The sequence below is a fragment of the Caulobacter sp. GW821-FHT12F03 genome (genome assembly GCF_058806855.1).
Genome location: NZ_JBXAQC010000003.1, coordinates 132285 through 151798 on the forward strand (window position 1 = coordinate 132285; position 19514 = coordinate 151798).

Sequence of the window (19514 nt, forward strand, 5' to 3'; positions counted from 1 at the left end):
GGAAACCACCGAGGTTCCTCAATTTGGACCGGCGGAAAATCTAAAATGATTCAACGCCAGCCGCCACGCTGGCTAGACCGCCAATCGGGCATTGCGGAACCAGATCGGGAACCTAGTCAGCGGTGCTTTTGATCAGAATCTGGATGACCTCGGCTTCGTGCGTTTCCATGGCCTCGACCAGCCGGTCGTAGTCTTGGATGCTCTCGCAGTACCGCTTGCCGAGGTGAATTGTTGTCGAGACCTGAGCGAGGTTCATAAGCAGCATGAGTAGGTTCTCGCGGACCACTCCCAGGCGCTGCGGCCCCGCGCCTGGTGGTGTGGGGAGCATGGCAGGCATAAATGCCAAGCCGGCCATTAGGAAATAGTGGTTCTCATAGCGGCCGAGCAGGTGATGCCGCCAAGCGTTGAATTCGCGGGCGAAGTGAGTCGACGCCCCGCCCGGCTCTAACAGGGCATGGTATTTGGGCGGCACGCCGCCTCGCCTTTTCCATTGAGCAATTGTCGAGCGCTCGATGCCGAGCGCGTTCGCCAGGTCAACGTCGCTCTGGACGCCGAGCGCTTCCTTTAGCGCGCGTATGTCGGACTCGGCCATCACGCCCCGTTGACAAGTGACAACCGTTAAGCGATGTGACAAGTGACATCGCTTAACCGGTTTGATCGAATGGCCACTATCACAAACAAGGCGACAAGTGACGAGTTGCTTCGCGCAGCGCGGGCGGCCTTCGTCAGCAAGGGGCTGACCCTGAACCAGTGGTGCCTCGCCAACGGCGTTCAACATTCCTACGCTCACCGGGCCCTTCGCGGCATGACGAACGGTCCGGCCGCACGCGCATTGCGAGATCGCATCATGCGCGCCGCCACGGAACAGGCGGCGGCGTAAGATGGGGCCGCGCGGCGATTGGCTTTCTGCCGAAGAGTTCGCGGAGGTGGCGGAAATGACCGCCCGCGCCGCGCGGAAGGCACTGGCCCGCGCGGCAGATGGCCACCTTTGGCGCGGGCATCCGCTCAAGGTCCGCGAGCAACGCGGCCGGGGCGGCAAGAACGGCAAGCACTATGAGGTCTCCCTGAGCAGCCTCTCAGAGGCCCTTGGGGACGATCTGAGCGGGCGCGTGACGCCCCTCGATCTCGACGACCTGGCCCCCCACCAACTGATCGACCTGGCGACCGTGGCCGAAAGTCCGGCGGACAGGGTCAAGATCATCGCGGCATGGCGCCAGCAAACCGGGAAGAGCCGAGAGACCGCCTACCGCTTGATCCGGAAGGTTGAGGCCGGCGGGCATGTGGCGACTCTGCGCAAGAAGCCCGCCAACGCGGGTCAGCCGCGCGTCGCGGTGTCTCGGGCGTTTACAAGGGCGTGGCTCGCCGATGGCCGCGACCTGGACGCCGCCTTCGTCCTTCATGAGCAGCTAGAGCAATTGATCGCCGCCATGTGGTGCGACCGCTACGCGAACGCCGGGGCGGGACGGATCGCTAAGGATGCGGCCAAGGCGCTCCGGAAGTGGTGCAGGGAGGTTGATTTCGAGTCTACCGGCAAGGCTGCGCGCCAGGTCTTTGAAGTGCCGCGACGGCTAGCGGAAAGGTCACGCGGCAATGCTGTGGTTCACCGGAAGAACACAGACGCCGCCGCGCATTACAATGCTGGGCCCTACCGTCAGTCTGACCTCAACGCACTCAAGCCCATGGAAATTCTCATGGGTGACGTTCACCATATTGACGTCAAAACTCACCGCGAAGACGGGTCGGCGGCATGGTGCATCAAAATGATCACCTGGATGGACGTGGGAACGCGCCGCGTGTGGGTGAATCTCAAGACGTGCAAGAAGGGCGAGAGCGTCACCAAGGCGGACGTGAACGATTCCCTGGCGGCTCTGTTCATCCATCCGGATTGGGGATCGCCTGACTATCTCCTCGTCGACAACGGCAAGGAATACGCCCTCCGCGACGGATTGCTTGAGCCCATGCGCCTGGCCGCTGAGGCCGGCGGCCGGTCGCCCGTCATTAGGTCCAGGGCGTACAATGCGCGGGGCAAGGGCCTGATTGAAGGCTGGTTCGGACGGTTTGAGAGGGGCTACCTGTCCCTTATGCCCGGCTGGGGCGGCGGCGATCGGATGCGGACCCCGACCGCCAACCAAGGCAAAGAGATAGAGGCCTTCCCCGGCTCTCCCGAGCTTGCGGAAGCCGTGATCCTGCAAGCAGTGGGCGTTTACAATCGGGAGCCACAGAAGCCACTTCACGGACTTTCTCCGGTCGAGGCGCATGACGAGCGGCGGGATGAACGCCCCGCCGTGACGTGGTCTGTTGAGGCCGTCGCCTACGCCCTGGCCGATCGCACCGAGCGGACGAACCGAAAGTGCCGGGTCAGCATCGGAAACCGGTCCTACGAACTGCACGGCGCGGCGATGGCTGCGGATACGGTCACCGTCCTGCACGGTCCCTACATTCAGGGCGGCGTGTTGATCGAGTACGCCGGCGAGCTGGTGTTCGCGGAGGATAGCCCGGTCTTTGATCCGAAGGACAAAGCCGGGGCTCGTTACACGGCGCAGCGGACGCAGGAATTCAACGCCGTGGTCCGAAAGCTCGGCGAAGGCAGGCCCGCCGTTGATCCGCTCATGGACCTGATCGAGCACCATCAGCCGACCATAGACCTGCTGGCGGCACAAAAGGCGACCGTCCAGCGGGCGATCTCGCCGAAGGAGCGCAAGGCGCAAGATCAGCTCGCCGTAGATGCTCAGCGGGCGAAGAACGATGAAGTCACCTCGATATTGAAGCGGTTGCCGGCGCCCCAAAGGGCCAGGGTAGCGTGAGGGACCCGCGATGAACGATCCGCACCCCTTTGCCGAGACAAGCGTCTCTGAACAGGTCATGGCGGCGCTGGGCGCGGCTCAACGCTTGAGGTTCATGGCGTCTATCCAAGGGCCGCCCGGCATCGGTAAGACCACGTCGATCCGCGAATACGAGCGCACCGCTTCCGCGCCAGTTTGGGTATTTACAGCCTCTCGCGCCACGGGGGCGATGGGGCCGCTCATGAGGGCCTTGGCGCGAGAGTTCGCGGGCACCGCGGATGTGCGGCCCGCTGAGAACTTCCGGGCCTTGACGATTGCGGTCAACTGGAGCGCGGGCATCGACCACAGCGTCCTGTTGATCGTTGATGAGGCCCAGCATCTAAATCCCGAAGCCCTTGAGCAACTGCGAGCCCTTTTCGACCAAAAGGACGACCCCGCCGCTGACTGCAAGGGGCTGGGCCTCGCCTTCGTCGGAAATCACAGCTTCGTCGATCGGTTCAATGGCGAGCGGCGGAACGTAGCGACGTCTGAACAATTCCGGTCGCGGATTGCTATCAAGCTCGACCTAGCCCCGGTGAGTCATTCGGACGTCGACCTGGTCGCCCGTTCCCGGGGCATCAATGACCGAGCCCTGATCAATCGACTCGCCCTCATCGCGAACGGCAACCGGGGCCTTCGCGCCGTTGCTGGCGTCTGCGACCTCGCGGCCGACCTCGCCGGAAACTCACCACCTTCGGCGGACCACTTCCGGTCCGCCCTAACAGTCCTTGGACACGGTTGAAGGGAACACCCATGAACGCTCACGCCTCAATTCGCCCCATCCCCGACGCGGAGGCGGTTCGCAGTCGGACGGTCGAAAATTGGAGCCTGAAGGTGATCAAGATCGAACGACTGCTGGAACTGGCGAGCGACCAGGTCGGGGAAGATATCCCCTACAGCGCCACCACGGCGCCCGGCCTTGATCGGCTGGACGCCACGATTGACGGAATCGCGGCGCTGGTCCGCGAGTTGCGGACGGAGCTGGTCGATGGCGCGTCCGATGACCAAGGCTAGGCTCGCCCTATTGAGGGTGGCCAAGTCGCGCCTCGCGCTCAGCGAGGACGACTACCGCGCCACACTCGAGAACTACGGAGGATCTCGCAGCGCTGCGGATCTCGACGACCGGGGCTTTGACGCGGTGATGAACCGCTTCCGCGCCCTGGGCTTTACGAGCGAGCGCCAGAAGCGCTCCTACGGTGAGCGCGGCGGCATGGCGTCGCCGGAACAGGTGGAGCTGGTCCGTTCCCTGTGGCGCGAGGTCGGCGGGAAAGACGAAGGCCACCTGAACGCGTGGTTGGCTGATACCCACAAGATCAGCGCGCTCCGCTTCGCGACCACGGCAAAGGTCGGCCAGGTGATCGCCGCGCTGAAGCACTGGAAGGCTCGATTGAGGAATGCGCCCCATGCCGATTGATCGGAATGACCCTGAAATCCGCGCCTTCGTCGCGGCCAGCAAGGCAGCGACTTTCAGCGCCATGGAAGCCGACTGCCTCGCCCGGTTCGGCGCGGATCGCGCTTGGCCGGCCGCGCTGCTGGCGACCGTGCGACGGGAGGTCCGGCCGACGATTTCGGGTGGTTCTCCCTACGAGGCCGACGCGGACGTGGTGGCCTTCGTTCGCGACAGGGCTGACCTCATGACACTAGACGCCCTGCGCACCGCCGGCCGCGCCGTGTTCGGCGACAGGTTTCCCACCAGGTCGCCATTGCACCGTCTCATCATCAAGCTGCGCAGCCTGGACCGCTTCGCCTGGAGCAAGGCCGGGGAAATCGAAATCGACGACAGCAGGGCCGAAGGCAAGGCCTTCGATTTGCGGGCCGCTGGCGGCCCCGACGGTAACGATGGCGGCTAGCGCCATTGCCGGCCCGCAAAGCGGCTCTCACGCCTCTTACGGCCTCTCACGGGGGCAATCGGCGCGAAGGCTCAAACCTTCCATCCCGACCGTGGGCGGAATACGATCAGCCGACGTTACGCCGCCGGGCCATGGAGACTCGTTTGACCAGCATCCGAATTCACATGCGCGATGAGAAGGGCCTCATCTTCGACTCGGGCCGGGACTTCGATCTTGAGGAGTTCGGCGGGGTCTGTCCGATCATAGGCGACACCATAGTCGATCCGGGCGCGAGGAACGGCGCTGATCGGCACTTGCCCGAAAATCGCACCGTCTGGAAAGTCACGGACCGAATCTTTCAAGCGAAGGGCCATGATGATTACGTGGTCCTGGTCGTGTCAGAGCGGGCGGCGACCGATGCTGAAGTGAACCTGCTGTAGGTCGCGCCTAGCGCCTGCATTGGCTCCCGCCAGGCTCCCTGTTGACCACCCGCCGCGCGCGCCAAGCCCGCCTACCTGAATAGCTTCAGGTTGGATCGCCTGAACAATTTCATCGTGAATGCTGCTCATGGGAGCAGCCTCCGACACACCTGAATTCGACCACAACGACCTCTTGGGCGCGGTGGAACACATCTGCGGAAGTGAAGCGGCCGACGCCCTTTGCGCCGCGATGGGCGGGACGCTGATCTATGTTCCCGAGCGGCCTCGGCCTGACAGCAAGCTCGCTGAAATCCTCGGCTTTGACGGCCTGACAAGGCTCGTGAACGAGTTCGGCTGGGGCAACTTCTCCATTCCCCTCCGCAACCAGAAGCGGCGGGCGGCGATCATTCTTGAACGCACTCTCGCCGGCGTCCCGATCAACACCATCGCCCGCGAACTGCATTGCAGCGTCCGGCATGTGAGCGCGGTTCGCGCGTCGCTTCGCGCGGCCGGCAAAATCGGCCCGGCGCGCCGGGGCACTTCCAAGTCCTCTCCCCATGCCGGCCAGGTGGCCGGCAGAACCATGGAACCATAATGCTCATCACCTCCACCGCCCTCGCCGGCATCTACACCGGCTTCAACGCGAAATTTAACCAGGGCTTCGGCGGTGCGCCGACCCGTTTTGCCGACGTCGCCATGACGGTCCCCTCGTCGACCGGCGAGAACGTCTACGCCTGGCTCGGCCAACTGCCCCGCATTCGGGAATGGCTCGGGGATCGACACATCAAATCGCTCGCCGCTCACGGCTACAGCATCAAGAACCGCAAGTTCGAGCTGACGGTGTCGGTTCCGCGCGAAAGCATCGAAGACGACACTTACGGCGTCATGGCGCCGCTGTTCTCGGAAATGGGCCGCTCCGCCGCGACCCACCCGGACGAACTGCTGTTCGGCCTGCTGAAGGCGGGCTTCGAAACACCCTGCTACGACGGCCAGAATTTCTTCGACGCCGAGCATCCGGCCGATGTCTTCGGCAGCGATGGCTCCGTCGTCTCGAACATGCAGGACGGCGCGGGCGAGCCGTGGTTCCTCCTGGACACCTCGCGCGCCATCAAGCCACTGATTTGGCAAACTCGCACCGAGTACAAGCTGACCACGCTCAACAACGACAGCGACGAAAACGTCTTCTTCAAAGACGAATATATCTATGGCGTGCGGGCGCGCGTGAACGCCGGCTTCGGCCTCTGGCCGCTGGCGTTCGGATCGAAAGCCGCCCTCAACGCCGAGAATTATGCCCTCGCTCGCGCGGCCATGGCGAGCATGAAGGGCGAGGCGGGAACGCCGCTGGGTATCACCGCCGACACCCTCGTCGCCGGGCCGGCGCTGGAAGAGGCGGCGCTTCAGCTTCTCAACGCCGACCGCACGGCGGACGACACGTCAAACGTCTGGAAGGGCACGGCGAAACTCATCCTCACGCCCTGGCTGGCCTGAGCCTCCGATAGCCATGACCGACCTTAGCCTCAAACTGGTCATTCAGACGCTCGACAAGGGCGCTGGGGCGGGCCTTCGCCGGTTCCGCTATGAGGTGAAGGGGCTCACTCAGGAGGTGCGGTCAGCGCCGCCAAGCTGGATCAAGACGGGCGCGGCGATCGACGAGACGACCGCCGCCGCCAAGCGCTTCAGCGAAGCCGGCCGCACCGGCGGCAAGACGCTGGATGCGCTCATTGATCGGCAGCGCCGCCTTCGTCAGGAAGCGTCTCGCACCGAGTCGTCCTGGACCCGGATGACCCGCGCGCTGCGCTTCGGTCGCGGCCCTGGCGCTGGCGTTGCCGGCGGCCTTGGTCGCGCGGGCGCGGGTGTTGGCATGGCCGGCTTGGCTGGCGGTGCTGGCGCTCTTGTCGGGACGGCCGTCGTCGCCGGTGGAGCCGCCGCCGTGGGTGGAGCCACGGCCTTCGGGCGAGGCGTGATCGACACAGGCGCGCAAAACGAAAGCTGGCGCGCCACGCTGAAGGTGCTCGAAGGCAGCGGTGACAAGGCCGAACAGTCGATGGATTGGGTGAAGAAATTCGCCCGCGAGACGCCCTATCAAACCGACCAGGTCATGGATGCGTTCATTCGACTGCGGTCCTACGGCATCGAGCCGACGGACGGCACCTTGCGCTCGCTGGGAGATACGGCGTCGGCGAAAGGTAAGGAGCTGATGGCGGCCGTCGAGATGATGGCCGACGCCCAAACCGGCGAGTTCGAACGCCTGAAAGAGTTTGGCGTTGTCGCCACTCAGCAGGGCGACAAGGTGACCTTCTCCTACGAACGCGGCGGCCGAATGATGACGGCGACCAGCAAGAAGACGGCAGGCGAGATCCGGCGAACCTTGCGAGGCATCTTCGACGGCGGTTTTGCCGGTGCGATGGATGAACAGTCCCGCACCTGGAACGGGATGATGTCGAACCTGGCCGGCAGTTGGAGCGACTTCAAAGGAAAGGTCGCGGATGGCGGGGCGTTCGACGCCGCCAGAGGCCACCTGGCCAAGCTGCTCGAATTCCTCGCCAAGGCTGAGGAAGACGGTCGCATGGACAAGTGGGCTGGCGACCTCTCCAGGAGCCTCACGACGCTCATCAATACCGGCGCGGAACTGGGGAAAGAGGTCAACTGGGTGCAACTGGCGCAGGACGTCGGGACGCTCGCGAACGCCATGCTGAAGCTGGCCGAAGCAGGCAATGCGGTCGGGAAGGCGTTTCACCCCAACGCCTGGAACCCGAACTTCGGTTTGGACTTCGCCGGTCGCAAAACGCCGGTGGCGGCGGCCATGAATTTTACCAGCAACCCTTGGGTCTATGACCGATCCGGCCGGACTGGCGAGGAACGTGCGAGGGCGGCAGCTGCGGCGCGCCCCATCCTGAACGGCAACCGGCCGTTGCCCGGCCTTGGCGGTGGTCCGCTTCCGGGCGCGCCGGCCAAGCTGAAGGGCGATATCAGCATCGGCCTCGCGCCGGGCCTTGAAATCCGCCGGGCGGACTTCGGGGCGGACATCGATTGGCGGCGCGGCAAGCCGGGAGACCGCCCGTAGGGAGATAGATTTGAATTCGGCCCCCTTACAGCATGGGGGGGCCGGCTAGAGGGGCTTCCTCCCCCTCGCCAGGGCGTCCGCTAAGGGGTTGGCGGACAATGGGGAGCGTCGCTGTGATGGGTCGGCGCTCCCCACCCTGAGAACGACATCGAATCGGCCGGCAGATCGCCATGAGCGACCGACCGGCCGCCAGAGGGGTTTCTCCAGTTTCCCCCTCGCTTGGGTGGCCGGTGTGGGAGCCGGTCGGGGGAGCGTCTTTGTGATGATCGGCGCTCCCCACCCTGAGAACGCATTCGGATCGGCGCGCTGTGCAGCGTGCCGTTAGAGGGGCCGACTCCCCCCTCTACTGGGATGGCCGAAGAGACAGCGGCCAAGAGGGACGTCGGGGACTTAGATCACCCCGGCGTCCCTACCCAAGAGGCTTCGCCGGCCAATTTTTTTTAGGGCCTTACGGGTCTCTGAGGGGCCTCTGAATGGTCGATCAGAGCCGGTTCTTATCCCACGGTGGCTCGGCGTATCTCATCGTATCCCGTGTCAAATCGTAGGTTCAGTGTCGGATCGTATGTGCAGGGTCACTGTGGACCGTTCGCCGAAAACCCGGTTGACGGATGAGAACAAAACAGGAATAAGAACAAACAGGCAACTTGAATCGGGAGGCCCGAATGGCCCGCATCGCTCGTGAATCGCTCGCTCTGGCCTCCGTCGCCGGATTTGTGTGGATGATGTGCTCGGTGGCCATGGCCGTGGCCTGATCGCCTCTGGATCGGCAGCGCCCGGCGGGCGATGGTCGGTCCAGGTGACTCGTTGTTGTCCGGCCGCAAGGGCCGGGCCGGGTGAACTCCAGGGAACAGCGCCATGGCGCGGGACAGGGCAGGGAGCGGCGCCGACGGCGGGTTCGTTCACCTGCGGGTCCGGTCGGCCTATTCGCTGCTGGAAGGGGCCATCAAGGCCGAGGCCGTGGGCAAGATGGCCGCCGAGGCGGGCATGCCTGCGGTCGGCGTCACTGACCGGGCGAACCTCTTCGGCGCCCTGGAATTTTCCGTCACGGCCAAGGATGCGGGGGTTCAGCCCCTGATCGGCGTGGCGCTGCCGGTGACCGGCGTGGGCGAGGGGCAGTCCGACCGCTGGGCGCGGACCCCGACCATCGTGCTGATCGCCCAGAACGAAACCGGCTATCTCAATCTCTCGGCCCTCTCGTCGATGGCCTATCTGGACAGCGACGGCATCGCCGAGCCCTGCGTGCCCTGGACGCGGGTGGTCGAACATTCGGACGGGCTGCTGCTGCTGAGCGGCGGCACGGACGGCCCGGTCGATCCGCTGTTCGCCGCCGGCAAGACGGCCGAGGGCGCGGCGGCCCTGGCCGAGATGCACCGGGTGTTCGGCGACCGCTTCTATGTCGAGCTGCAGCGGCACGGCCTGCCCAGCCAGGCGGCGGCCGAGCCGGGTCTGGTGCACTGGGCCTACGATCACGACGTCCCGCTGGTGGCCAGCAATGACGTTTATTTCGCCAAGCCGGACATGTACGCGGCGCATGACGCCCTGCTGTGCATTTCCGACGGCGCGTTCGTCGGCCAGGACGAGCGCCGTCGGGTGACGCCCGAGCACTGGTTCAAGCCGGCCAAGGCCATGCGGGCGCTGTTCTCCGACCTGCCGGAAGCCTGCGACAACACCATCGACATCGCCCGGCGCTGCGCCTTCATGGTGTCCAAGCGCGACCCGATCCTGCCCAGCTTCCCGACCACGGCCGGGCGCGACGAGCCGGCCGAGCTGGCCTGGCAGGCCGCCGAGGGGCTGAAGGCCCGGCTGCAGGGTCTGGAGCTGGCCGCGCCGGAGGCGGACTACTGGGCCCGGCTGGAGCGCGAGATCGGCGTCATCCAGACGATGGGCTTCTCCGGCTACTTCCTGATCGTGTCGGACTTCATCAAATGGGCCAAGGCCCAGGGCATCCCCGTGGGGCCGGGGCGCGGCTCGGGCGCCGGCTCGCTGGTCGCCTGGGTCTTGACCATCACCGACCTGGACCCGCTGCGGTTCGGCCTGCTGTTCGAGCGCTTCCTCAATCCCGAGCGGGTCTCGATGCCCGACTTCGATATCGACTTCTGCCAGGAGCGGCGGGAGGAGGTCATCGAGTACGTGCAGGACAAGTACGGCCGCGGCCGCGTGGCCCAGATCATCACCTTCGGCACCCTGCAGGCGCGGGCCGTGCTGCGCGACGTCGGCCGGGTGATGCAGCTGCCGCTGGGCATGGTCGACCGTCTGGCCAAGATGGTGCCCAACAACCCGGCCCAGCCGGTGACCCTGGCCCAGGCGATCAACCTCGAACCGCGCCTGCGCCAGGCGCGCGACGAGGACGCCTCGGTCGGCCAGCTGCTCGAGGTCGCGCTGCGGCTCGAGGGCCTCTATCGCAACGCCTCGACCCACGCCGCCGGCGTGGTCATCGGCGACCGGCCGCTGGTCGAGCTGACGCCGCTGTACAAGGATCCGCGCTCGGAGCTGCCGGCGACCCAGTTCAACATGAAGTGGGTCGAGTCCGCCGGCCTGGTGAAGTTCGACTTCCTCGGCCTCAAGACGCTCACGGTGCTCGACCGGGCGGTCAAGCACATGGCCAAGCGCGGAGCGGCGGTCGACCTGTCGAAGCTGCCGCTCGACGACACGGCCTCCTACGAGCTGATGGCCTCGGGTCAGACGGTCGGCGTGTTCCAGCTGGAAAGCCAGGGCATGCGCGACACCCTGCGCAAGATGCGCCCGGGCACCATCGAGGAGATCACCGCCCTGATCTCCCTCTACCGGCCGGGCCCGATGGACAACATCGACCTGTTCGTCGACACCAAGTTCGGCCGCCGCCCGATGGACGTGATGCACCCCTCTCTCGAGGAGGTGCTCAAGGAGACTTACGGCGTCATCGTCTACCAGGAACAGGTGATGCGCATCGCCCAGGTCCTGGCCGGCTACAGCCTCGGCGAAGCCGACATGCTGCGCCGGGCGATGGGCAAGAAGAAGAAGGAGGAGATGGACCAGCAGAAGGCCCGGTTCGTCTCCGGGGCCATCGAGCGCGGGGTCGACGGCGACAAGGCCGGGGCCATCTTCGAACACGTCGAGAAGTTCGCAGGCTACGGCTTCAACAAGTCGCACGCCGCCGCCTACGCCCTGATCGCCTACCAGACGGCCTGGCTGAAGGCCAACGCGCCGGTCGAGTTCCTCGCCGGCTCGATGAGCCTGGACCTCTCCAACACCGACAAGCTGGCGGTGTTCTACCAGGACGCGCGCAAGTTCAAGATCACCGTGCGGCCGCCGGACATCAACCGCTCCGGGGCCGACTTCGAGGTCGAGGACGGCGAGGTGCTCTACGCCCTGGGCGCCGTGCGCAACGTCGGCTTCGCGGCGATGGAGCATGTCGTCGCGGTGCGCAACGAGGGCGGACCGTTCCGCGACCTGTTCGACTTCATCGAGCGGGTCGACCCGCGGCAGGTCAACAAGCGCGGCCTAGAGGGCCTGGCCCGCGCCGGGGCGTTCGACAGCCTGCATCCGAACCGCGCCCAGATCATCGCCGCCGCCGACATGCTGATGGCCCATGGCCAGAGCCTGGCCGCCGACCGCGCCAGCGCCCAGGTCAGCCTGTTCGGCGGCGAACAGTCGGACGCCTCGCGTCCGCGCCTGCCGCGCACCGAGCCCTGGGACCAGATCCGCCGGCTCGACGAGGAGCTGGCGGCGGTCGGCTTCTATCTGACCGGCCACCCGCTTGAGGACATGATCGACGTGCTGCGCCGCCGGCGCACGACCATGCTCAGCGACGCCATCGTCCAGGCCGAGGCCGGCACCGAGGCCTTCCGCATGGCCGGCATGGTCCGCCGCCGCCAGGAACGCACCCAGCAGAGCGGCGAGCGGTTCGCCTTCGTCTCCCTGTCCGACCCGACCGGCGAGTACGAGGTGCTGTTCCCGCCCGAGGCGCTCAAGCGCTGCCGCGACATCCTCGAGCCGGGCAAGGCCGTGGCCATCAAGGTGCGCGCCAAGTCCCGCGACGGCGAGGTGCGCTTCTTCGGCGACGACGCCGAGCCGATCGACAAGGCGCTGGAGTCCGTCGCCGCCAGCCTGCGGGTGCATGTCTCGCCCCACTCGATGGAGATCGAGGCGCTGAAGAAGCGCCTGTCCGGCGCCGCGGCCCAGCGGGGCGGGGAGGTGGTCCTCGTCGCCGGCCTCGGCGGCGGCCGCGAGGTCGAGGTCAAGCTGCCGGGGTTCTACACGCTGGACGCCAGCCTGCGCGGCGCGCTGAAGACCGCGCCAGGGGTGGCGTATCTGGAGGATGTGTAGGGGTGCAGAGCCTCGACCAGATCGCCATCGCGGCGGCAGCCAGTTTGTTGCTCGGCTGCGCGCCGGTCGGGTCGCCGCCTCAGTCGAAGGTTAGCTTGGACGGTGAGTTCGGGATCGAATTCGCGAAGAGCTTTCCTTCCCTCGAGCTGGTTGAAACGGGCCGTGGTCCCGATGGTGCGAACTACGAAGTTGTTCGGGGTAATACTCGCCTCCTGTTCGTGGTCGAAGGGTCGGCTCTGGGCTTTCCGCTCGTTTCGGGCGGAACGATCCGGCGTCAATCTGCCAATCCGGTGGCCGTGAATATCGTGAATGGTCGGGTGAAGGAGTATCGCTTCCGATATCACCGCGCCGGTGAGCAGAATATCTATGTGGCGGTGGTGGTGGTTCCGACGGCTGGACCCGATCGCGATCTGGCGGAACAGGTTGCGCGATCCATTCGCGTTGATTGAGCCCAAGCCCGAAGGCGCACCGCCCCTGATGTCATGACGGCCAGTTTTGCTCTGTCGGCGGCCTTGCTCAAGGACCGCCTTCGGCGGCCGCGCAGCGGCTGCCCGCCGGGCCGTACTTGACCAGGGTCGTCGCCAGAGCTCCAACTCCATCAAGGCCTTCAGGGCTCCCTGACATCATTCCTTCCGCCGAGGCCGGGGAGGGGACCGCCCGCAGGGCGGCGGAGGGGGGCGGCGCGGGCCCGGTCCGGAAAGTCCGGATTTCAGAATTTGCCGGCCCGGTGGGCTCTGTCCTCTCCACCATGCTCCGCATGGTCCCCCTCTCCCTGGCGGGAGAGGAAAGTGGGCGAAGGTCCCGCCCCCGCTTGCATTTCCGGCCCTCATCCCCTACATGCCCGCCCATCACGCACGCGGACGTTCGGGCCGACCGGGGAGAAATCCTGGTCAGATCCGTTCCGGTCCCTGGAATTCCAGGGGTTTGTCCGCGGAGGCGATAACCGGAAAAAGGACAAGACCACATGGCTCTCCCCGAGTTCTCCATGCGTCAGCTGCTTGAAGCGGGCGCCCACTTCGGCCACCAGACGCACCGCTGGAACCCGAAGATGGACCGCTACATCTTCGGCTCGCGCTCGAACATCCACATCATCGATCTGTCGCAGTCGATCCCGCTGCTGCACCAGGCCCTCGTGAAGGTCCGCGAAGTCGCGGCCGCCGGCGGTCGCGTGCTGTTCGTCGGCACCAAGCGTCAGGCTTCCGATCCCGTCGCCGTGGCCGCCAAGCGCTGCGCCCAGTACTACGTCAACCACCGCTGGCTCGGCGGCACCCTGACCAACTGGCGCACCATTTCCGGCTCGATCTCGCGCCTGCGCGAACTGGAAGGCGTTCTGGACGGCGGCGGCGAAGGCCGCACCAAGAAGGAACTGCTGCAGCTGACGCGTGAGCGCGACAAGCTGGAGCTGTCGCTGGGCGGCATCAAGAACATGGGCGGCATTCCCGACATCATGTTCGTGATCGACACCAACAAGGAAGCGATCGCGATCCTCGAGGCCCGCAAGCTGAACATCCCGGTCATCGCGATCCTGGACACCAACTGCGACCCCGACGGCATCACCTATCCGATCCCCGGCAACGATGACGCCGCCCGCGCCATCCAGCTGTACTGCGACCTGATCGCCGACTCCGTGCTCGACGGCATGGCCGCCGGCGTGGTCGCCAGCGGTATCGATATCGGCGCCTCGGAAGCCCCGGTCGAGCCCACGCTCGCCCGAGAGCTCACGCCGGAGCCCGCGCCCGTCGCCGCTGAAGCCCCCGCTGAACCGGAGGCCGTCGCGGCCCCCGAGGCGGCTCCGGCCGAAGCCCCCGCGGCCTCGGAGTAATCCGCGGCCGACTGAACGCGCTCCGCCCGGAGCGCCTCAGCGTCACACCGTTTTCGCAGCCCGGTCGTAAGGCCGGGCCGCACCCCTATAAGTCCCAACTCAGGAGGACATGACATGGCGGAAATCACCGCGGCGCTGGTCAAGGACCTGCGCGAAAAGACCGGCGTCGGCATGATGGACTGCAAGCGCGCCCTCGTTGAAAACGACGGCGACATGGACGCGTCCATCGACTGGCTGCGCGCCAAAGGCCTCAGCAAGGCCGCCAAGAAGGCTGACCGCGCCGCCGCCGAAGGCCTCATCGCCATCGCCACCCGCAAGGACGGCGACGGCATGACCGCCGCCGTCATCGAGCTGAACGCCGAAACCGACTTCGTCGCCCGCAACGAACTGTTCCAGACGGCTGCCCGCAAGACTGCGCAGACCGCCCTGGACGTCGCCGGCGGCGTCGAGGACATCGTCGCGGCCAGCACGGCCGACGGCGAGAACATCGGCGAGATGGTCACCCAGCTGATCGCCACGATCGGCGAGAACATGATGGTCCGCCGTTCGGCCTGCTTCACGGTCTCGCCGGGCGCCGTCGGCGCCTATGTGCACAACGCCGTCGCGCCGGACCTCGGCAAGATCGGCGTGCTGGTGGCCATCGAGGGCGCCGGCGACCAGGCCGCGATCCAGGAACTGGGCCGCAAGATCGCCATGCACGTGGCCGCGACCAACCCGATGTCGCTGTCGACCGACGACCTGGACCCGGCCAACGTCGAGCGCGAACGCGCGGTCTTCACTGAACAGGCCCTGGCCTCGGGCAAGCCCGAGTCGGTGGTCGAGAAGATGGTCGAGGGCCGGATCCGCAAGTTCTACGAGGAAGTCGTGCTGCTGAAGCAGGCCTTCGTCATGAACCCGGACCAGACCGTCGAGCAGCTGGTCGAGGCGACCGCCAAGGAACTTGGTTCGCCGCTGAAGGTCGTGGGCTTCGTGCGCCTCGCCCTCGGCGAAGGCGTCGAGAAGGAAGTCTCCGACTTCGCCGCCGAAGTCGCGTCGATGACCGGCGGCGCCTGATCCTGGTTCTGAATACCTGATTGGGGGCGCTCCCGGCTGACGCTGGGGGCGCCCTTGGTCTATGTTGAGCCCGACTGACTCGCCAACCCGCCGGAATCCCATGCCGACCAAACCCTACAAGCGCATTCTGGTGAAGGTGTCCGGCGAAGTGCTGATGGGCGACTCCGCCTTCGGCATCGACATGCCGACGGTCGAGGCGGTGGCCCAGGACCTCAAGCAGGTCGCCGACAGCGGCATCGAGCTGTGCCTGGTGATCGGCGGCGGCAACATCTTCCGCGGCCTGGCCGGGGCGGCCAAGGGCATGGAGCGGGCCAGCGCCGACTACATGGGCATGCTGGCGACGGTGATGAACGCCCTGGCGATGCAGGACGCGCTGGAGCGCATCGGCGTCTCCACCCGCGTGCAGTCGGCGATCCCGATGCCGACCGTCTGCGAACCGCTGATCCGTCGCCGAGCCGAACGCCATCTGGAAAAGGGACGGGTGGTGATCTTCGCCGCCGGGACCGGCAATCCGTTCTTCACCACCGACAGCGGCGCGGCCCTGCGCGCGGCGGAGATGAAGTGCGACGCCCTGTTCAAGGGCACCAGCGTGGACGGCGTCTACACCGCCGACCCCAAGAAGGACAAAAGCGCCGAACGCTTCGACCATCTGACCTATCACGACGTGCTGTCCAGGGACCTCAAGGTCATGGACGCCTCGGCGATCAGTCTGATGCGCGAGAACGGCATTCCGATCGTGGTCTTCTCGATCCGCGAACGGGGCAATCTGATGAACGTGGTGCGCGGCGAAGGCGTACACACCGTCATCTCCGAACCTGCATAGGAAGAAGAGGGAGCCTGCATATGGCCGCCGGCGAAAAACCCGTGCTGAGCAACTACAAGGGGCGGATGGACAAGGCCGTCGCCGCCCTGAAGGACGAATTCGCCAGTCTCCGGACCGGCCGGGCCTCCGCGGGCCTGCTCGACCAGGTGCATGTGGAAGCCTATGGCAACACCGTGCCGCTGAACCAGGTCGGGTCGGTCAGCGTCCCCGAACCGCGCTCGATCAGCGTCAGCGTCTGGGACCGCGCCCTGGTGGTGTCGGTCGAGAAGGCCATCCGCAACTCCGGCCTGGGCTTCAACCCGGTCGTCGAGGGGCAGAACCTGCGCATTCCCGTGCCGCCCCTGACCGAAGAGCGCCGCAAGGACCTGGTCAAGGTCGCCGGCAAGTACGCCGAGCAGCAGAAGATCGCCATCCGCAACGTCCGTCGTGACGCCATGGACGACCTGAAGAAGGCCGAAAAGGCCGCGATCATCACCGAGGACGAGCATCGCCGGATGGACGTCGAGGTGCAGAAGATGACCGACGAGGCCGTCAAGCGCGTGGACGAGACCTTGAAAACCAAAGAGCAAGAGATCATGCAGGTTTGAGCTGTACGTTCCGCGGGGGATGACGCGCGACGGACAGGAGGGAGTGGCGATGACGCCGACGGACGGGCCGCTGCATGTCGCCATCATCATGGATGGCAACGGGCGCTGGGCCAAACAACGCGGCCTGCCACGCACTTTCGGTCATCGGGAGGGCGTGAAGGCCCTTATCCGGACGGTCGAGGCGGCGCCCGCGCTCGGCATCGGGGCCCTGACCGTGTTCGGTTTCTCGACCGAAAACTGGCGCCGGCCGATGGCCGAGGTGTCGGAACTGATGAGCCTGCTCAAGGCCTACGTCGAAACCGATCTCGAGCGGCTGGTCCGCGAAGGCGTGAAGGTCCGTATCATCGGTCGGCGCACGGGCCTGCGCCCCGACGTGCTGGCGGTGATCGACCGGGCCGAGGCGCGCACCGCGCACAATGACCGTTTCCTGCTGCAGGTCGCCTTCAACTACGGCGGCCAGGCCGACATCACCGACGCGGCCCGTCGCTTCGCCGAGGCCGTGGAGCAGGGCAGGGCCCGCGCCGCCGATCTCGATGAGTCGATCTTCGAACAGTATCTGTCGACCGCCCGCACGCCCGCGCCCGACATCATCGTGCGCACCAGCGGCGAGCGGCGGCTCTCCAACTTCCTGCTCTGGGAATGCGCCTACGCCGAGCTGGTGTTCCAGGATGTCTACTGGCCCGACTACGGGGCCGAGCATCTGAAGGCGGCGATCGACGAATACCGGGCCCGTGAGCGGCGTTATGGCGGAGCCGCGTCTGATGACGTCCTCGCCGCCGGCTAGGCGCTTCGACTGGAACAATCTGGGTGTCCGCGTCGCCTCGGCGAGCGTGCTGATTCCGGCTGTCATCCTGGCGCTGTGGTTCGGTGGCTGGGCCTGGCTGTTGCTGGTCTCGATCGGGGTGGCCCTGCTGGCCAACGAATGGGGCGTCATGAGCGCCCCCGTGGCCCCGGTGCGCATCTCCACGGCGGTGACCGTCGGGGTGCTGACTACGGTCTTCGCCATGTACCTGCACCAGCACGCGCTGGCCTGGACGCTGGTCGTGGTCGGCGCGGCCCTGGCGGCCCTGGTGGCGCGCGGCACGGCCGAGCGCCCGGCCGACGCGGCCTATGGCGTCATCTACATCGCGCCCTGCGCCATCGCCCTGCTGTGGCTGCGCGGCGAGGAGCACGGCCGCAGCTGGGCGACCATGCTGTTCGCGGTGACCTGGTCGGCGGACATCTGCGCCTTCCTGGTCGGCAGCGCGCTGAAGGGCCCCAAGCTCTGGCCGCGCTTCTCCCCCAACAAGACCTGGTCGGGCTTCTTCGGCGGGCTGGTCGGGGCGATGATCGCGGCGGTCCTCGTTGCGACGTTTTCCGATGCGACGGTGGTCTGGTACGCGGCGGCCCTCATCGGCCTGGCCGGCGGTCTGGCCACCATGGCCGGCGATCTGTGGGAGTCGGCCTTGAAGCGACGGTTTGGCGTAAAGGATTCCGGAGACCTGATCCCCGGACATGGCGGTCTGCTCGACCGCGTCGACGGTCTGATGTTCGCCTCCGTGGTCATCGCCGGCGCGCGGCTGATCGATCACTGGGGCTGGCCGGTTTGACCGCCGCCCGCACCGTCGTCGTCCTGGGCTCGACCGGCTCCATCGGCGTCTCGACCCTCGACCTGTTCGACAAGTCCGGGGCCGAGGTCGAGATCCTTGCTCTTACGGCCGGCCGCAACGTCGAGAAGCTGGCCGAGCAGGCCCTGCGCTGGCGCCCGCGCGTCGCGGTCATCGAGCAGGAGTCGCTGCTGGGCGAGCTGCGCGAACGTCTGACGGGCAGCGGCATCGCCTGCGCCGGCGGGGCCCGGGCGATCGAGGACGCCGCCGCCATGGGCGCTGACTGGGTGATGTCGGCGATCGTCGGGGCCGCGGGCCTCGCGCCGACCCTGGCCGCCGCCCGCACCGGCTCGGTCATCGCCCTGGCCAACAAGGAAAGCCTCGTCTGCGCCGGGCCGGCCCTGCTGGAAGCCGCGCGGCGGGCCGGCGGCAAGGTGATCCCCGTTGATTCCGAGCATTCGGCGATCTTCCAGGTGCTGCAGCCCGACTGCATCGACCGCGTCGCGCGGCTGATCCTGACGGCGTCCGGCGGGCCGTTCCGCACCTGGACGCTCGACCAGATGCGACTGGCGACCCCGGAGCAGGCCGTCGCCCATCCCAACTGGAGCATGGGCGCCAAGATTTCGATCGATTCCGCGACCATGATGAACAAGGGCCTGGAGATGATCGAGGCCTCGTACCTCTTCGCCACGCCCGCCGAGCGCATCGACGTGCTCATCCATCCCCAGTCGGTGATCCACAGCATGGTCGAGTATCAGGACGGCTCGACGCTCGCCCAGCTGGGACCGCCGGACATGCGCGCGCCCATCGCCTGCGCCTTCTCCTGGCCCGACCGGCTGGCCTGGCCCGCGCCGCGGCTGGATCTGGCCGCCATGGGCCAGCTGACCTTCGAGGCGCCTGACGATGCACGCTTCCCGGCCATCGAAATCGCCCGCGCGGCGCTGCGGGCCGGGGGCGGGGCGCCTGCGGCGATGAACGCCGCCAACGAGATCGCTGTCGCGGCCTTCCTTGACCGCAGGATCGGCTTTCTCGATATTGCCCCGCTGGTCTCGGATACACTCGCCCGCATGAACGGCGCGGGGGATCTGACAGCCAGCGTGGGGGACGGCGCTCTCGAGAGCGCGATGATGGTCGATGCGAGCGCCCGCCGGGTCACGGCGGAAGCGGTTTCGCGGCGGCCCGTTCACCACCGAGCGTAGGGGAG

The 19514-nt window shown here is 66.6% G+C and carries 21 protein-coding genes; 20 read left to right on the forward strand and 1 reads right to left on the reverse strand.

The window, feature by feature from the left end; genetic code table 11:
• Positions 1-112: 112 nt before the first annotated feature.
• Positions 113-592: a helix-turn-helix domain-containing protein gene (locus AC1RN0_RS09225; protein WP_492787143.1), complete on the reverse strand. Its 480-nt coding sequence runs from the start codon at positions 590-592 to the stop codon at positions 113-115.
• Positions 593-661: 69 nt separating this feature from the next.
• Here AC1RN0_RS09225 and AC1RN0_RS09230 point away from each other — a divergent pair, with 69 nt between their 5' ends.
• The 20 genes from AC1RN0_RS09230 to AC1RN0_RS09325 all read left to right on the forward strand — a co-directional run bounded on the left by AC1RN0_RS09230 (position 662) and on the right by AC1RN0_RS09325 (position 19509).
• A complete protein-coding gene (locus tag AC1RN0_RS09230; protein WP_492787144.1) occupies positions 662-880 on the forward strand; it encodes a hypothetical protein in 219 nt (72 codons plus the stop codon).
• Positions 881-935: 55 nt separating this feature from the next.
• Positions 936-2804 (forward strand): hypothetical protein, encoded by a 1869-nt coding sequence (locus AC1RN0_RS09235; protein ID WP_492787145.1) that lies wholly within the window; start codon positions 936-938, stop codon positions 2802-2804.
• A gap of 10 nt (positions 2805-2814) precedes the next feature.
• On the forward strand, positions 2815-3564 hold the full coding sequence (locus AC1RN0_RS09240) for an AAA family ATPase (RefSeq protein WP_492787146.1): 750 nt from the start codon (positions 2815-2817) through the stop codon (positions 3562-3564).
• Between the two features lie 92 nt (positions 3565-3656).
• Positions 3657-3836 carry a hypothetical protein gene (locus AC1RN0_RS09245; RefSeq protein ID WP_492787147.1) on the forward strand — a complete coding sequence of 60 codons (180 nt, stop codon included), beginning with the start codon at positions 3657-3659 and terminating at the stop codon, positions 3834-3836.
• Positions 3811-4236: a regulatory protein GemA gene (locus tag AC1RN0_RS09250; RefSeq protein ID WP_492787148.1), complete on the forward strand. Its 426-nt coding sequence runs from the start codon at positions 3811-3813 to the stop codon at positions 4234-4236. The genes AC1RN0_RS09245 and AC1RN0_RS09250 overlap by 26 nt, the downstream gene beginning before the upstream one ends.
• Positions 4226-4672 carry a hypothetical protein gene (locus AC1RN0_RS09255; RefSeq protein WP_492787149.1) on the forward strand — a complete coding sequence of 149 codons (447 nt, stop codon included), beginning with the start codon at positions 4226-4228 and terminating at the stop codon, positions 4670-4672. Before AC1RN0_RS09250 ends, AC1RN0_RS09255 begins: the two co-directional genes overlap by 11 nt.
• Before the next feature lie 143 nt (positions 4673-4815).
• Positions 4816-5091 (forward strand): hypothetical protein, encoded by a 276-nt coding sequence (locus AC1RN0_RS09260; protein WP_492787150.1) that lies wholly within the window; start codon positions 4816-4818, stop codon positions 5089-5091.
• A 118-nt stretch (positions 5092-5209) separates the two neighbouring features.
• On the forward strand, positions 5210-5665 hold the full coding sequence (locus AC1RN0_RS09265; RefSeq protein ID WP_492787151.1) for a hypothetical protein: 456 nt from the start codon (positions 5210-5212) through the stop codon (positions 5663-5665).
• Positions 5665-6558 carry a Mu-like prophage major head subunit gpT family protein gene (locus AC1RN0_RS09270; RefSeq protein ID WP_492787152.1) on the forward strand — a complete coding sequence of 298 codons (894 nt, stop codon included), beginning with the start codon at positions 5665-5667 and terminating at the stop codon, positions 6556-6558. Before AC1RN0_RS09265 ends, AC1RN0_RS09270 begins: the two co-directional genes overlap by 1 nt.
• 13 nt (positions 6559-6571) lie before the next feature.
• Positions 6572-8134 (forward strand): tape measure protein, encoded by a 1563-nt coding sequence (locus tag AC1RN0_RS09275; protein WP_492787153.1) that lies wholly within the window; start codon positions 6572-6574, stop codon positions 8132-8134.
• A 662-nt stretch (positions 8135-8796) separates the two neighbouring features.
• Positions 8797-8886 (forward strand): cell division inhibitor SidA, encoded by a 90-nt coding sequence (gene sidA / locus AC1RN0_RS09280; RefSeq protein ID WP_488902387.1) that lies wholly within the window; start codon positions 8797-8799, stop codon positions 8884-8886.
• A 103-nt stretch (positions 8887-8989) separates the two neighbouring features.
• Positions 8990-12439 carry a DNA polymerase III subunit alpha gene (gene dnaE, locus AC1RN0_RS09285; RefSeq protein WP_492787154.1) on the forward strand — a complete coding sequence of 1150 codons (3450 nt, stop codon included), beginning with the start codon at positions 8990-8992 and terminating at the stop codon, positions 12437-12439.
• A 2-nt stretch (positions 12440-12441) separates the two neighbouring features.
• On the forward strand, positions 12442-12888 hold the full coding sequence (locus AC1RN0_RS09290) for a hypothetical protein (protein ID WP_492787155.1): 447 nt from the start codon (positions 12442-12444) through the stop codon (positions 12886-12888).
• Between the two features lie 515 nt (positions 12889-13403).
• Positions 13404-14261 carry a 30S ribosomal protein S2 gene (gene rpsB / locus AC1RN0_RS09295; RefSeq protein ID WP_492787156.1) on the forward strand — a complete coding sequence of 286 codons (858 nt, stop codon included), beginning with the start codon at positions 13404-13406 and terminating at the stop codon, positions 14259-14261.
• Between the two features lie 114 nt (positions 14262-14375).
• Positions 14376-15314, forward strand: coding sequence for a translation elongation factor Ts (tsf, locus tag AC1RN0_RS09300; protein ID WP_492787157.1), 939 nt, complete (start codon positions 14376-14378; stop codon positions 15312-15314).
• Between the two features lie 100 nt (positions 15315-15414).
• On the forward strand, positions 15415-16137 hold the full coding sequence (gene pyrH, locus AC1RN0_RS09305) for a UMP kinase (RefSeq protein ID WP_492787158.1): 723 nt from the start codon (positions 15415-15417) through the stop codon (positions 16135-16137).
• Between the two features lie 20 nt (positions 16138-16157).
• Positions 16158-16724 (forward strand): ribosome recycling factor, encoded by a 567-nt coding sequence (gene frr, locus AC1RN0_RS09310; protein WP_492787159.1) that lies wholly within the window; start codon positions 16158-16160, stop codon positions 16722-16724.
• Positions 16725-16743: 19 nt separating this feature from the next.
• Positions 16744-17508, forward strand: a complete 765-nt coding sequence (gene uppS / locus AC1RN0_RS09315; RefSeq protein WP_492787160.1) for a polyprenyl diphosphate synthase — start codon at positions 16744-16746, stop codon at positions 17506-17508.
• Positions 17486-18313, forward strand: coding sequence for a phosphatidate cytidylyltransferase (locus AC1RN0_RS09320; protein ID WP_492787161.1), 828 nt, complete (start codon positions 17486-17488; stop codon positions 18311-18313). The genes uppS and AC1RN0_RS09320 overlap by 23 nt, the downstream gene beginning before the upstream one ends.
• Positions 18301-19509, forward strand: coding sequence for a 1-deoxy-D-xylulose-5-phosphate reductoisomerase (locus AC1RN0_RS09325; protein WP_492787506.1), 1209 nt, complete (start codon positions 18301-18303; stop codon positions 19507-19509). Before AC1RN0_RS09320 ends, AC1RN0_RS09325 begins: the two co-directional genes overlap by 13 nt.
• Positions 19510-19514: the final 5 nt, after the last annotated feature.

Coding starts and splice junctions, on each gene's coding strand:
- AC1RN0_RS09250 (WP_492787148.1), top strand. CDS start 3,811: ATGGCGCGTCCGATGACCAAGGCTAGGCTCGCCCTATTGAGGGTGGCC.
- tsf (WP_492787157.1), top strand. CDS start 14,376: ATGGCGGAAATCACCGCGGCGCTGGTCAAGGACCTGCGCGAAAAGACC.
- AC1RN0_RS09230 (WP_492787144.1), top strand. CDS start 662: ATGGCCACTATCACAAACAAGGCGACAAGTGACGAGTTGCTTCGCGCA.
- AC1RN0_RS09255 (WP_492787149.1), top strand. CDS start 4,226: ATGCCGATTGATCGGAATGACCCTGAAATCCGCGCCTTCGTCGCGGCC.
- sidA (WP_488902387.1), top strand. CDS start 8,797: ATGGCCCGCATCGCTCGTGAATCGCTCGCTCTGGCCTCCGTCGCCGGA.
- rpsB (WP_492787156.1), top strand. CDS start 13,404: ATGGCTCTCCCCGAGTTCTCCATGCGTCAGCTGCTTGAAGCGGGCGCC.
- pyrH (WP_492787158.1), top strand. CDS start 15,415: ATGCCGACCAAACCCTACAAGCGCATTCTGGTGAAGGTGTCCGGCGAA.
- AC1RN0_RS09265 (WP_492787151.1), top strand. CDS start 5,210: ATGCTGCTCATGGGAGCAGCCTCCGACACACCTGAATTCGACCACAAC.
- AC1RN0_RS09225 (WP_492787143.1), bottom strand. CDS start 592: ATGGCCGAGTCCGACATACGCGCGCTAAAGGAAGCGCTCGGCGTCCAG.
- AC1RN0_RS09270 (WP_492787152.1), top strand. CDS start 5,665: ATGCTCATCACCTCCACCGCCCTCGCCGGCATCTACACCGGCTTCAAC.
- frr (WP_492787159.1), top strand. CDS start 16,158: ATGGCCGCCGGCGAAAAACCCGTGCTGAGCAACTACAAGGGGCGGATG.
- AC1RN0_RS09235 (WP_492787145.1), top strand. CDS start 936: ATGACCGCCCGCGCCGCGCGGAAGGCACTGGCCCGCGCGGCAGATGGC.
- AC1RN0_RS09275 (WP_492787153.1), top strand. CDS start 6,572: ATGACCGACCTTAGCCTCAAACTGGTCATTCAGACGCTCGACAAGGGC.
- dnaE (WP_492787154.1), top strand. CDS start 8,990: ATGGCGCGGGACAGGGCAGGGAGCGGCGCCGACGGCGGGTTCGTTCAC.
- AC1RN0_RS09320 (WP_492787161.1), top strand. CDS start 17,486: ATGACGTCCTCGCCGCCGGCTAGGCGCTTCGACTGGAACAATCTGGGT.
- uppS (WP_492787160.1), top strand. CDS start 16,744: ATGACGCGCGACGGACAGGAGGGAGTGGCGATGACGCCGACGGACGGG.
- AC1RN0_RS09240 (WP_492787146.1), top strand. CDS start 2,815: ATGAACGATCCGCACCCCTTTGCCGAGACAAGCGTCTCTGAACAGGTC.